Annotated in this window: 13 protein-coding genes; 7 read left to right on the forward strand and 6 right to left on the reverse strand. The window is 70.7% G+C overall.

What is annotated here, in order from left to right; translation table 11 throughout:
• The first annotated feature begins 18 nt into the window (after positions 1-18).
• On the forward strand, positions 19-2,322 hold the full coding sequence (locus tag ACFZDL_RS16390) for a tetratricopeptide repeat protein (RefSeq protein ID WP_353593426.1): 2,304 nt from the start codon (positions 19-21) through the stop codon (positions 2,320-2,322).
• Between the two features lie 31 nt (positions 2,323-2,353).
• On the opposite strand, the gene ACFZDL_RS16395 is transcribed toward ACFZDL_RS16390, so the two are convergent.
• Positions 2,354-2,578, reverse strand: coding sequence for a DUF397 domain-containing protein (locus ACFZDL_RS16395; RefSeq protein WP_353593425.1), 225 nt, complete (start codon positions 2,576-2,578; stop codon positions 2,354-2,356).
• Complete coding sequence (locus ACFZDL_RS16400; protein WP_353593424.1) at positions 2,575-3,402, reverse strand: helix-turn-helix transcriptional regulator; 828 nt, start codon at positions 3,400-3,402, stop codon at positions 2,575-2,577. Before ACFZDL_RS16400 ends, ACFZDL_RS16395 begins: the two co-directional genes overlap by 4 nt.
• Before the next feature lie 164 nt (positions 3,403-3,566).
• Here ACFZDL_RS16400 and ACFZDL_RS16405 point away from each other — a divergent pair, with 164 nt between their 5' ends.
• Together ACFZDL_RS16405 and ACFZDL_RS16410 are read left to right on the forward strand one after the other, a co-directional pair.
• Complete coding sequence (locus ACFZDL_RS16405; protein WP_353593423.1) at positions 3,567-3,818, forward strand: hypothetical protein; 252 nt, start codon at positions 3,567-3,569, stop codon at positions 3,816-3,818.
• Between the two features lie 139 nt (positions 3,819-3,957).
• Positions 3,958-4,890 (forward strand): UbiA family prenyltransferase, encoded by a 933-nt coding sequence (locus ACFZDL_RS16410; RefSeq protein WP_353593422.1) that lies wholly within the window; start codon positions 3,958-3,960, stop codon positions 4,888-4,890.
• A 27-nt stretch (positions 4,891-4,917) separates the two neighbouring features.
• Here the strand turns inward: ACFZDL_RS16410 and ACFZDL_RS16415 are convergent, their stop codons facing one another.
• Together ACFZDL_RS16415 and ACFZDL_RS16420 are read right to left on the reverse strand one after the other, a co-directional pair.
• Positions 4,918-7,266 (reverse strand): FtsX-like permease family protein, encoded by a 2,349-nt coding sequence (locus ACFZDL_RS16415; protein ID WP_353593421.1) that lies wholly within the window; start codon positions 7,264-7,266, stop codon positions 4,918-4,920.
• Entirely contained in the window at positions 7,263-8,051 is a 789-nt protein-coding gene (locus ACFZDL_RS16420) for an ABC transporter ATP-binding protein (RefSeq protein WP_353593420.1), read from the reverse strand. Before ACFZDL_RS16420 ends, ACFZDL_RS16415 begins: the two co-directional genes overlap by 4 nt.
• 216 nt (positions 8,052-8,267) lie before the next feature.
• On the opposite strand from ACFZDL_RS16420, the gene ACFZDL_RS16425 reads away from it, so the two are divergent.
• The 4 genes from ACFZDL_RS16425 to ACFZDL_RS16440 all read left to right on the forward strand — a co-directional run bounded on the left by ACFZDL_RS16425 (position 8,268) and on the right by ACFZDL_RS16440 (position 11,457).
• The gene (locus ACFZDL_RS16425; RefSeq protein WP_353593419.1) at positions 8,268-9,581 is read left to right on the forward strand and encodes a histidine kinase; all 1,314 of its coding nucleotides are present in this window, start codon (positions 8,268-8,270) and stop codon (positions 9,579-9,581) included.
• Entirely contained in the window at positions 9,578-10,276 is a 699-nt protein-coding gene (locus ACFZDL_RS16430; protein WP_353593418.1) for a response regulator transcription factor, read from the forward strand. The genes ACFZDL_RS16425 and ACFZDL_RS16430 overlap by 4 nt, the downstream gene beginning before the upstream one ends.
• Positions 10,277-10,500: 224 nt before the next feature.
• Entirely contained in the window at positions 10,501-11,055 is a 555-nt protein-coding gene (locus tag ACFZDL_RS16435) for a glycoside hydrolase family 25 protein (protein ID WP_353593417.1), read from the forward strand.
• Positions 11,056-11,148: 93 nt separating this feature from the next.
• Positions 11,149-11,457, forward strand: coding sequence for a hypothetical protein (locus ACFZDL_RS16440; protein WP_353593416.1), 309 nt, complete (start codon positions 11,149-11,151; stop codon positions 11,455-11,457).
• A gap of 112 nt (positions 11,458-11,569) precedes the next feature.
• Here the strand turns inward: ACFZDL_RS16440 and ACFZDL_RS16445 are convergent, their stop codons facing one another.
• Both ACFZDL_RS16445 and ACFZDL_RS16450 read right to left on the reverse strand, forming a co-directional pair.
• Positions 11,570-11,785: an EF-hand domain-containing protein gene (locus ACFZDL_RS16445; RefSeq protein ID WP_353593415.1), complete on the reverse strand. Its 216-nt coding sequence runs from the start codon at positions 11,783-11,785 to the stop codon at positions 11,570-11,572.
• 85 nt (positions 11,786-11,870) lie between these two features.
• Positions 11,871-12,491 carry a peptidoglycan recognition family protein gene (locus ACFZDL_RS16450; RefSeq protein WP_353593414.1) on the reverse strand — a complete coding sequence of 207 codons (621 nt, stop codon included), beginning with the start codon at positions 12,489-12,491 and terminating at the stop codon, positions 11,871-11,873.
• Positions 12,492-12,680 lie beyond the last annotated feature (189 nt).

Below are 12,680 nucleotides of genomic sequence, written 5' to 3' on the forward strand. Positions count from 1 at the left end.
CGGAGGCACGGTTCAGCGGTGAGCGAGGAGATCGTGCCGTCCGCGTCCGGTGGCCGTTCGGCTGCGGCGGGGAGCAATTCCGGGGTGGTCGCGACCGGTGACGGCAACCGCATCGAGCACCGGACCATGGTTCTGCCTGCTGGCGCTGTGGGCGCGGCGGTGACCGGCGACGCCGTGGGACGGGTGAACAACCTGCCCACGCTGGACAGCGCGGTATTTCGGGGCCGGGACGAGGCCCTCGCGGTGCTGGAAGCGTTACCGGCGGCCGGGGCGGGGGTAGTCGCGCAAAGCGTGCGCGGGTTGGGCGGGGTGGGCAAAAGCACGCTGGTGCTGCACCACGCACGGCGATTCCTGGCGGCGGGCGGCGGGCCGGTGTGGTGGATGGACGCCGATTCCGCGTCGAAGGTGATGGCGGGGCTGGCCGAGCTGGCGACGGCGCTGAATCCAGTGCACGCGGGGCTGCCGCTGGACGAGGCGGCGCAGTGGGCAGTGGTCTGGCTACAGGGCCGTACGGGATGGCTGCTGGTGCTGGACAACGCGGAGGATCCGGCTGATCTCGACCCGTACCTGGGGCGCCTGACCACCGGACAGGTGTTGATCACGACGCGCCGCGATCTACCCTGGCGCGACCTGGGCACCCCGCTCCGCTTGGACACGCTCGCCCCCGAGGCGGCGGTGGACGTGCTGCGGGAGATCACGGGCAGTACGGACGCGGCGGGGCTCGGTCGTCTGGCCGGGGAACTCGGTTACCTGCCGCTGGCCTTGCAACAGGCCGGCGCCTACTTGGCCCAGACCTGCACCACCCCCGGGGACTACCTCGATCAGCTCCACGAGGACCCGGCCGGGGTCCTAGCCGCCACCACCCCTGGTGATCCCCAGCAGCGCACCATCGCCCAGTTGTGGAGCGTCACCCTGAGCGCTGTGGAGAGCGCCGACCCGCACGCGGTGGAGTTGCTGCGCATCCTGGCGTACTGCGCCCCGGATCCACTGCCCCGCACGGTGCTGGACGGCGCGTTGGAGTCCCGGCGCGCCGTCGACCACGCCCTGGGCGTGCTGGCCGCCTACAGCATGATCACCCTCACCGAGACCACGGTCACCATCCACCGCCTCGTCCAGGCGGTCATCCGCGCCACTACACCGCCCACCATGCCGATACCCCCTCCCCGGGGCATCCGCCGACTGCGACCCCGGCGCACGCCACCTGCACCGCTGCACCCGGCCTCCACCACCCTCTCGCTCCTGAGCGCGGCGGTCCCGTCCGACAGCCCCGAGGATGTCGAGACCTGGCCCGCGTGGCAGAAGCTCCTGCCCCACATCCAAGCTGTAATCAACTACGCCGAGATCGACGACAGCCATCCCGACCTCGCCTTTGTGCTGGAGACGTCCGCTTTCCATCTGTGGGCACGCGGCCAGGCCACACAAGCACTGCCGCTGGAGGAGCGGGCCCTGACCATCACCGAAGCAGCCCTCGGCCCCAACCACCCCGACACCGCCCTCCGCCTGAACAACCTCGCCGCCACGCTCGACAACCTCGGCCAACACGCCGACGCCCTCCCACTCGCAGAGCGGGCCCTGGCCATCACCGAAGCAGCTTTCGGCCCCAACCACCCCACCACCGCAACCCGCCTGAACAACCTCGCCACCACGCTCAGCGACCTCGGCCGCCACGCCGACGCCCTCCCCCTGGAAGAGCGGGCCCTGACCATCACCGAAGCAACCCTCGGCCCCAACCATCCCACCACCGCAACCTGCCTGAACAACCTCGCCACCACGCTCAGCGACCTCGGCCGCCACACCGACGCCCTCCCCCTGAAGGAGCGGGCCCTGACCATCACCGAGACCGCCCTCGGCCCCAACCACCCCAAGACCGCAACCCGCCTGGGCAACCTCGCCGTCACGCTCAGCTACCTCGGCCGCCACGCCGACGCCCTCCCCCTGGAAGAGCGGGCCCTGACCATCACCGAGACAACCCTCGGCCCCAACCACCCCGACACCGCAACCCGCCTGGGCAACCTCGCCGTCACGCTCAGCTACCTCGGCCGCCACACCGACGCCCTCCCATTGAAGGAGCGGGCGCTGGCCATCACTGAGACAACCCTCGGCCCCAACCACCGCGACACCGCTCTCCGACTGGGCAACCTCGCCGCCACGTTCAGCGATTTGGGACGCCACACCGAGGCCCTACCACTCGCGGAGCGGGCGCTGGCCATCACCGAGACAACGCTCGGCTCCAACCACCCCGACACCGTTCTCTACCTGAACAACCTCGCGGCCCTGCGCCGCACTCTCGCGGCCGATGGCGGTGACGACGCCTTGGGCTGAGTGGCGCGACAGGGCCACGAAGTGTTGTGCCTCAGGCCATGGGGAATTCCCCGGCCCGCACGGCAGCCGTGAACGAGCCCCACGCGGCGGCCGAGAAGACCAGGGCCGGACCTGCCGGGTGCTTGCTGTCCCGGACGGGGACGACACCGGCAGCGGTGACTATGCCGGGCGCGAACTCGACGCACTGGCCTCCGTTGCCGTTGCTGTAGCTGGACTTGACCCATATGGCGCGGGACAGGTCGAGGGCAGTCCTCATCTGGTGTACTCCTCCATCACTCTGCGGATCACGGCCAGCGACTCATCCGGGTTCAGGGCAGCAGCCCGTAGCCGGTCGTACGCAGCAGTCGCGGCTTCCACTTCTTCCGGTCCATCGATCACCTGACCTGCGATCGCCGTGTCTGTGTAGACGATGTTCGGCCCTTCGTCGAACGCCAGAAGAGTGAAGCTGTCGCCTGCTGGGGGTGCCCCCACCTCGAACGGTAGTACCTGAAGGGTGATGTGTGGGGACTCGGCTTCGGTCAACAGGTGGGCCAACTGTTCGCTCATGACCTCGGGCCCGCCCACGACTGTGCGTAGACATGCCTCGTTCAGGACGCACCACAGCAGCGGAGGAGCCTCCTTCTCCATCACCTCCCGCCTCCGCAGCCGCCCATCAACCAACACATCGATCTTGGCCGCAGACGCTCGTGGTTGGACAGCCTGGAAGACGGCACGCGCATAGTCGGCCGTCTGAAACATGCCCATGACGAGAGACGCGGAGTAGTCCAGGATTCCCGTCGCCTGCCGCTCCAACTGCACGTACGGCACGAACCACGCCGGATAGCCATGCAGGCTGGCCCACTCCCGGAGCCGCGCAAACGTGCCCGGCGTGCCGAAGACCTCGTCGCAAACCTTGGCGAACGACCGGCTGGCCAACCTCTCCCCCGCCTCCACCTTCGCCACGTACTGCTGGCCGTAGTTGGCTCGCACGCCCAGCTCCCGCTGGCTCATCCCCGCCCGCATCCGCCAGGCCCGTACCTCCTTGCCGAAAAACGCGGGTCCGCTGAGCTGCTCCTGCTCCTCGGTCGTCGTCTTACTCATCCCGTCGATCTCCCCTCACCCCAGGCCGACTTGGTGTGCCGCCACCCCTGTTGCTTGCCGCCCCGCAACGCAACGCTGGGAGTACACACAGTCATTAAAGCCCGCAAGGCACATCCAAGTCAGAAAAGTCCACCCAAAGCGGTGTTCACCGAACAGGCGACCGAATGAACAACGAATCCCCCCGCACCCCCGCCCCAGGCCAGGAGGCGTACGACCCGATCAGCGACCGCACAGGCGTGGTCCAGGCGATTCACCCGACCACGGAACTGCTCTTCGACCACAAGATGACCGGACGCCTCACCGCCTTCCTGCGCCCCGCCCGGGGCGGCGTCGAGTGGACGGCCGATGCCGCCACCCTCCTCTTCCCCCCGGAGACCACATCCCGGTCATGCCTCGTGACGGACACGACCCCCTAGGACCACGACCGCAACGAACTCTCCCGGTACGACGCGTACGCCGGACCGGGAGGGCGCACCAGCGAGGCGCTGATGCCGACGCGGAGCTTGACGCATCCAGTGCTGTTCGAGTCACTAGTCGAACCACTAGTTTTTGCCCATGCCACGAGCCTCCCAGGCCCCACCAGCCGCCCCCGGCTCTTCGTCACCCCGGCGACTGCCGCCGCACGCCACCGCCGCCGCGCGGGTGGTCTGGCTGTGTCTTCGCGAGGCCCGCCCCGTGGTGCAGGTGGTCTTCTTGGCCCGCTTCGCCGTGGGGGTCCTCGGGGCCCGGCCGGGCGAGCACTTATCCGTGGTGCGGGTCGCCGCAGGGGCGCTGGCCTGGTTCTGTGCCGCCGCCTCGGCCTATCTGTTCAACGGCGTGATGGATCTGCCGGAGGACCGGGCCAACGGCTCGCGGCGGCCATTGGCCTCCGGTGCGCTGCCGGCCCGCGCCGCCCACTGGGCCATTGCCGTCCTCGCCGTGGCCGCTCTCCTCCTCAGCGTCTTCGACCTGGGGCTTTTTCTTTGTGTGGCCGGATTGCTGTTCCTCGGCTGGGCCTATTCCGCGCCTCCGCTCGGCGCCAAGCGGCGCAGTTGGTCCACCTCGTTGACGGTGATCACCATGGGATTCGCCGCCTATGGGGCCGGAGCGCAGGCCGCGGGGGGTGATCTGCGGCCTGGGCTGTGGCTGTTCGCCGCCGCGATGTCGGCGTGGATGGGGCTGGTCGGGGCGTTCGCGAAGGATCTGGGCGACATCCCCGGGGACCGGGAGGGCGGGCGGCGTACGCTCGCGGTGGTGCGCGGTGAGAAGGCGGCCCGTACGGTCACGGCGGTCTGCGCCCCGGGGGTGGCCCTGGCGTTCGCCGTGGGCGCTGTGGTGTACGACCCGCCGCTGCTGGCCGCCGCCGTGGTGCTGCTGTGCGGTGCCTGCTGGATCTCCTGGCTGTGCGGGCATCCCGCCACCGGTAGGGAGCGCGCTCCCTACCGCGCCTTCATGGTCTGCCAGTACGCCACCCATCTGGCGTTCGCGGCCGTCCTCCTCCTCACCTGAACCACCATCGGTCCACCCCGCCTGTTCCTATTCGGTGCGCAGGGCCGTGGCGGTTCGGGCCCTGGCGGCCCAGCCGGCGGGCAGGAGCGCGCCCAGGGTGGCGATGAGCAGGCCGCCGAGTGCGAGCGGGAGGAGTTCGGCCGCGTGGTAGACGGCGAGGACGGTATCGGGGAGGCGGAGCCCCACGCTGTCGCCCATCGCGGGGATGACCCAGCCGTGCAGGGCTACGCCGAGCTGCACGCCCAGACCGCCCGCGACCAGTCCGGTCACGACGACCGAGGTGATGACCATCGCGATGGTCTGCCGGGGGGTCATGCCGAGCGCCTTGTGGACAGCGAGCTCCCGGACGCGCTCGCGGGTGTCGAGCAGGACGCCGTTGAGCACGCCGAGCGCGGCGACGGCGACGAGCATCAGCGTGAGGATCGCGGACAGCGCGTTGAGCGTGACGACCATGTCGCCGCCGGCGTTGAGCCCGCCGGCCTGAGCGGTGGCCCCGAGCGGTGCCAGATCCTTGTTCAGCGCGTCGACGTAGCCGGAGACTTCGGTGCCTGAGGTGACCGCGATGTGATGGCTCGTCTCGGTCAGGTCGGGATGTGCGGCCGTGAGGGTCGAGGCGTCGGTGAAGACCTGCATGCCGTCGTTGCGGGGGTCGAGGACCTCGCCGACGATCCGGACCGTGACCGGCTCGGCCAGGCCGTTCAGGGTGACGGTGTCGCCGATGCGGGTGCCGGTGGCGGTCAGGAAGGGGGTCGGGACCACGGCCTCGCCGGGCTTGTCGATCCAGCGGCCCGAGACCATCGTGTAGCCGCCCCAGGAGGCGTCGCCGGTGAAGGCGATCACGTCGACGGTGCCGGTCAGGCCGGACACGGTCGCCCGTACCGTCGCGGCGCTGTAGTACTTCCCCGTTCCGGCGGTGGCCTTGATGGCCGCGGCGACCGCGGCGGGATCGGCCTTGGGCCGCTTCTCGGGGCGAGGGCCCGGGGGTCCGAAGTCCGGCAAGGGCGCGGGCACGGTGACATCGGCGGCATCGTGGGCCTTGGCCTTCATCACCTGGCCGAGCGAGGCACCCATCCCCACGGTGAACGTGACGGCGATGGCGCCGAACAGAACCGCCGCGCCCATGGCCAGCGCGCGGGCGGGCCGCGCGAAGGGCCTGGTCAGGCCCAGGGCGACCGGCTGCGGCAACGGCAGCCGTCCGGCCAGGCGGGCCGCCCACCGGCCGCGTCCCGACGAAGCGCCGCGCCCGACGGCAAGCGCGTCGACCGTACGCAACCGCCCGGCCCGCCAGGCACTTGCCCACGCGGTCGCCGCCACCAGGCCGAGCACCCCGGCGGTCACCGCCAGGTCGACCCAGGGGGCGATGGTCAGGGAGGAGGTGCCGTAGACCTCCTCGGTCTCGGCCAGCACAGGGACGGCGAGCAGGTGGCCGGCGAGAACACCGAGGGCCGCGCCGACGGCTGCCGGGATCAGCGCCTGGCCCACGTAGGCCCGCACGACCTGGGCCGGGGTGAAACCGACGGCCTTGAGGATGCCGATGCGGCGTGTTCCCGTGCCGACGGCCGCCGCGACGATGTTGCCGACGATGAGCACCGACATGACCAGGCCCAGGGTGCCGAACGCCATGAGGAACGGGACGTAGACGGCGGTGTCGCGCTCGGCGTTCTCCTTGACGGTGAGCCATGACTGCCGGCCGACGGCCGCTCCCGGTGGCAGGGATTCCGTCACGGCCTTGCCGCCCGCGGTGATCTGCGCGGCGGTGCCCGCGTCGGTGAAGCGGTAGAGCATCTGGTAGCCGCCGCTGCCGGGCGCGGTGAGCGCCGGCATCTGGGACGGAACCACCCAGGCGTCAGCGGTCTGCGTGACCGAGCGGGCCACACCGACCACCGTCAGCGTCGGACCGCCGGGCAGATCGGGGAAGGCGACTTTCATGCCCATGGTCGGGAAGAGCGAGGAGTTGGCGGACAGCACGATCTCGCCGGAGCGCGTGGGCCACCGCCCGTCGAGCAGCGTCACCTCGTCCACGTCCCGGCCGGGATCGCCCCGGCCGACCACGGTCATCGGCCACCCGGGGGGCGCCCCGTCCGACCGCGGGGTGACCGTCGCCGTACGGAACGGCCCGGCCGCGTCGCTCACCCCTTCGGCGTCCCTGGACTTCGACAGCTGCCCGGCACTCACCTTGCCCGCGTCGAACTCGACGGACAGATGGGCGCCGTGCTGCTTGGCGAAGGCGTCCTCGAAGGGCGCGCCGGAGACCACCAGCAGCGATCCGCCGAGGACGGAGGCGGCCACCGCCATCATCGTGGCGAGCCCGATCACCAGCGTCTGCACCCGGCGCCGTCCCACCCCCGAGCGCACCACCTTGCCGAGCGCGCTCATCGGCCGGCCTCCCAGGCGACGGCCTCCGAGGCGACGGTCTGCGAGGCGACGGCCTGCGAGGCGACGGCCTGCGACCGGACGTCTTCGGCGGTCCGGACGTCTTCGGTGATCCGGACGTCTTCGGTGATCCGGCCGTCGGCGATCCGGACCGTACGGTTCGTGCAGGACCGGGCCAGGGCCAGGTCGTGGGTGACCACGACGATGGTCTGGCCCTCGGCGTTGAGGTCGGTGAGCAGCCTGCTGACGTCCTGTCCGGCGGCCGTGTCCAGGGCCCCGGTCGGCTCGTCGGCCAGGAGCAGTGGCGGCCGGTTCATGAGCGCCCGGGCCACCGCGACGCGCTGCCGCTCGCCGCCGGACAGCCGCCCCGGGTAGGCGCGGGCGTGCCGGTCGATGCCGAGGGTCTCCAGGAGTTCCGCCGCCCGGCGGTCAGCCTCGGCACGCGCCGTACCCGCGAGCCGCGCGGGCAGGACGACATTGTCGGCGACGGTCAGATCGTCGAGCAGGTTGAAGAACTGGAAGACCATGCCGATCTTCGACCGCCGGTAGAGCGCCGCTCCGGCCTCGCCCAGCCGGTCCACTCGCACCCCGTCCACGGTGACGGTCCCCGTATCCGGCCGGTCCAGGCCCGCGATCAGGTTGAGCAGCGTGGACTTGCCACTGCCGGAAGGGCCGAGGATCGCGACGGCCTCGCCGGGCCGCACGGTCAGCGACGCCTCGTGCAGAGCGGGCGGGCCGCCGCCGTACCGGCGGCTCACCTCGCGCAGTTCGATCACCGGCATGGTCATGAAAGGGCTCCTTCGACGCGGGTATCAGACCCCTTGGACGCTAGGAGCGCGCGCGGCCTCCGCGCGTCGGCCGCCCGAACCCCTTGCCGTACCGCATCGGGATGGTCTGCCGGAACGTCATCCTTGCGATGTAGGCGCCCGAGGTATGCGAGGCGCCGGGAACCGACCGCTGAGGCGGACTCCGAGAGTTCAGGCGGTGGCGACAATGAACCGGTGATGAACGTGCGTACGGCGCTGGAGCGGCTGCGGGCTCTGGCCCGCGAGGCGGTCCGCGAGGCCGGAGTCCCGACCGGCCCGCCGCCGCGGCTCAGCCGTCGCGCCTGGCAGTTGGACGTGGTGATGGCGCTGGCGCTCGGCGTCACCACTGTCTATTACGGCATCGACAACGCGAACAACGTCGTGGTGCGTGAGATCGCACCCGGCGTGGAGCACGTCGTGCCGCGCCCCTCCGGCCCCGGCGGCATGGCCTTGATGGTGACCCTCGCGGTCATCGCCTCGAGCGCTCTGGCGCTGCGCCGCCGCTACCCGCTGGCCGTGCTGTGCGTCGTGACGGCCGCGACCCTGGCGACACCCCAGAGCGTCCTGCGGCTGACGTTCTACGCGTTCGTCATCGCCGTCTACAGCGCCGCGGTGCACAGCCCGTACCGGGTGGCGACCCTGGCGGCGCTGCCGGTGTCGGTCGTCCTGGTCGGCACCTCGGGGGACTCGGTCACACCGGTCGTCCCCAACCAGTACGTCGTCCTGCTGATCCTGGTCCCGATGGCAGGATCCGCCCTCGGGCTGCGCACCTGGAAACTCCGGACCGACGAAGGCCGGACCCGGCTCTCCACTCTGGAACGCGAGCAGGCCGAGGCACTCCACCGGGCGGTCGAGCACGAGCGCGCGAGAATCGCTCGCGAACTGCACGACGTCGTCACGCACAACGTCAGCGTGATGGTCATTCAGGCGGGCGCCGCCCGCAAGATCATGAAGACCGCCCCCGACCAGGCCGGCGAGGCCCTGCTCGCCGTCGAGGCGGGCGGTCGGGCAGCCATGACCGAACTGCGGCACGTCATGGGCCTGCTCACCATGGCCAGTGAGGACGAGCCGACGGGCGGGGCCGAGGACCTGGCCGACCCGGGCGCGGAGCTGGCCCCGCAGCCCGGCCTGGGCCGGCTTGACGCACTCGTCGGACGAGTACGGGACGCCGGACTGCCGGTCGACCTGACCGTAACCGGCCCGCCGCCGCGTGAGATCCCGTCCGGCATCGAGCTCGCCGTCTACCGCGTGGTCCAGGAAGCCCTGACCAACACCGTGAAGCACGCGTCCGGCGCCACCGCCTCCGTGACCGTCGAGTACGGAGCGGAACAGCTCCGGGTGGAAGTCACCGACACCGGTGGACACCCGGGCGCGGGCGCGGCCACCGGAAACGGCCGGGGCCTGATCGGCCTGCGCGAGCGCCTCGCCGTCTACGACGGAACCCTGACCACCGGCCGGCGCCTGACCGGCGGCTACCGTGTGGAAGCGCTGATCCCCCTGGAGGCACCGTGACCGAGCAGCCGCTGCGCGTGCTCCTGGCCGACGACCAGACCCTGGTCCGCACCGGATTCCGGATGATCCTCAGCGCCGACGGCATCGATGTCGTCGCCGAGGCGACCAACGGAGCCGAAGCGGTCGAAGCGGTCCGCCGCACCCGTCCCGACGTGGTCCTGATGGACATCCGGATGCCGGAGATGGACGGCCTGGAGGCCACCCGCCGCATCCTCTCCGGCGCCCCCGGCGAACCCCGCGTCATCATCCTGACCACCTTCGACCTCGACCGGTATGTCTACGCGGCCCTGGCCGCCGGGGCCAGCGGCTTCCTCCTCAAGGACGTCACCCCCGAGCACCTGGCCTCGGCCGTCCGCACGGTCCGCACCGGCGACGCTCTCCTCGCGCCCGCCATCACCCGCCGCCTCGTGCAGCGTTTTGCCCGATCCGGTGCCCAGCACGGCGACGACACCGCCGCCCTCCACCGCGACCTCGCCTCGCTCACCCCACGTGAACTGGAGGTCCTCGGTCTGCTGGCCCGAGGGCTCAGCAACGCCGAACTCGCCGCCCGCCTCTACCTGGCCGAGACGACCGTCAAAACCCACGTCGCCCGCATCCTCGCCAAGCTCGGACTCCGTGATCGTGTCCAGGCCGTCATCGTCGCCTACGAGACAGGGCTCATCAGCGTCGGCGAGCGCGGGGCTGCCCAGCCATAGCAGACGAGCGAGGCCGGCGCGAGGGCATCGGGCAAAGCTCTCAAACCGGTTGAGGCGCGCCTGACGCGTCATTAGCGTGCGCAGTCGGCAGGGCCCATCGGCCGAAGGAGCGTACGGGCTGGTGCACCGGGCATGACAAGAACAGGGTCTCCCCTGCCTCCCCCACCCCACCCCCCACCCCACCCTTCCCCCTCGGCTCCTTCTCTCTCCCCAAGGCAGGCAGCATGCTGCGCGGCATCGATGTCAGTTCACACCAGAGCACTTTCGACCCGGACGGGCTCGCCTTCGTCTTCGTCAAGGCGACCGAGGGCCGCTCGTACATCAACCCACACCAGTCCGCACAGGCGGCCCGCGCCCGCAAGGCGGGGTGCGTGGTCGGCTTCTACCACTTCCTGTGGCCCGGCAACATCGCGGCGCAGGCCGAGTATTTCGTGGAGAAGTGCGCCTCCCAGTCGCATGATCTGCTCGCCGTGGACTGGGAGACCACATCCGAGGGCACCCATGCGAGCAACGGCGAGAAGGACCGGTTCATACGGGAGGTCAAAAAGCTCCGCCCCGGGCACCGGGTGCTGCTCTACTGCAACCGCACCTTCTGGCTGAACATCGACACCACGTCGTACGCCGGGGACGGGCTGTGGATCGCCGACTACGTGGAGGCGGGCAAGCCGCGGATCAAGGCGACATGGCGGATCCACCAGTACACCGACCACCCGCTGGACAAGGACGTGGCGCGCTTCGACAGCAAGGCCGACCTGCGCGCCTGGGCCCGGAAGGAGTAGCCCGGAAGGAGTAGCCCGCGAGCAGCGGCCCCGAGCCGTGCGCCGGCCGGGGCGGGCAGGGCCGCTGTCGGTGGCTGGGCCTACCCTTCCGGTATGAGCTACGCAGACCTGCGCGAACTCCGCAGCGCGCTCACCACCGCGTCGGACATCGCCTTCTCCCTGGACGCCGCACCCTCCGGCCAGGAGACCGAGCAGCTGACCGACGCGCTGCGCCGGGCGCTCGCGGCGGCCGGCGCGCTGGGGGCGGAGCACGGTGCGACGGGCTGCCCGGAGCATCCGCGCGGCGCCGTCGACCCGCTGTACGGGGACAAGGAGGATCCGCTGCCGCCGGGATACGGCCGCTGTCTGCTGTGCAACGACCGCCGCCGGCGGGCGAGCGCACAGCGGCGCGGCGGGCGGTGATCCGCCGGCCGCGCCGCGCATGCGGTCGTTCGGCTGCCTTCCCGGCCGCCGGTAGGCTGCCGTTCCCGGCCGCCGTTCGGCTGCCTTTCCTGGCCGCTTTCCCGGCCGCCGTTCAGCGGCCGTTCTGGGCGTCCCAGAACTCCTCGAAGGAGAGCAGTCCGTCGCCGTTGGAGTCGTGAGAGTTGATCACGGCCTGGGCGACCGGCTCCGTGACGTACGGGTCCCCCAGCTGAGCCATCACGCTCTTGTACTCGGCCGCGCTGATCAGTCCGTCCCCGTTGAGGTCGTACCGCTCGAACGCCTTCCGCGCCGCCTCGATATCCGCCACGTGACCGCCCCTTCTGTGCGTTTGTCTGACCCGCACAGATTAGCGGGCCCCGTCAGGGTGCGTCCGGGGCCCGCACCGCGTCGCGTCAGGCCGCCTTGACCAGGTCGATGTAGCGGTCCCAGTCCCAGTACTTGCCGGGGTCGGTGTGGTCGGCGTTCGGGACCTCGTTGTGGCCGATGATGTGGGCCCGGGTCTTGGGGATGCCGTAGCGGTCACAGACGGCGGCGGTCAGAGCCGCGGAGGAGGCGTACAGCTCGTCCGTGAAGTACTCCGGCTTGTCCACCCAGCCCTCGTGCTCGATGCCGATGCTGCGGTTGTTGTAGTCCCGGTTCCCCGCGTGCCAGGCGACGTCCTTCTCGCGCACGAACTGCCCGATGTAGCCGTCGGCCGAGGCGACCATGTAGTGCGCGGAGACCTGCTTGGCCGGGTCCTGGAAGATCTTCATCGCGTCCGGGAACGTCTCCTGCGTCACATGGATGACGACGAAGTCGATCGGATACGAGGTGGGGCGGCTGGAGACCCGGTAGTTGGAGGTGCTGGCCGGAATCCAGTGGGTGGGTGGGTAGGCGACGGCGGCTCGATCGCGTCTGGCGTCGGCCCGTGCGGGGGTCGTGGCGGCGGTTGTGAGTCCCGCGGCGGCGGTGCCGATATAGGCAGCCGAACGCAGCAGGGTACGGCGGGACGGGGTGCGGCCGTGCGTATCCATGGGGGGTCTCCCGGAATCCATAGCCGTGACGGTGGGGGTGTGACGCGCGTAGCGCGGTTCCATGGTGAGGTCTCGGCAGGGCCATGCCAAGGATTGAGAGGTAATGAAAGAATTCGCGTCTCGGTATGGACCACTGGAAATTCAGCGGCCGGAAAGACGCTATAAAGGAAACTCACCGCCACTACCCAC

This window comes from Streptomyces sp. NPDC007917 (genome assembly GCF_042959105.1).
Taxonomy (GTDB): Bacteria; Actinomycetota; Actinomycetes; order Streptomycetales; family Streptomycetaceae; genus Streptomyces.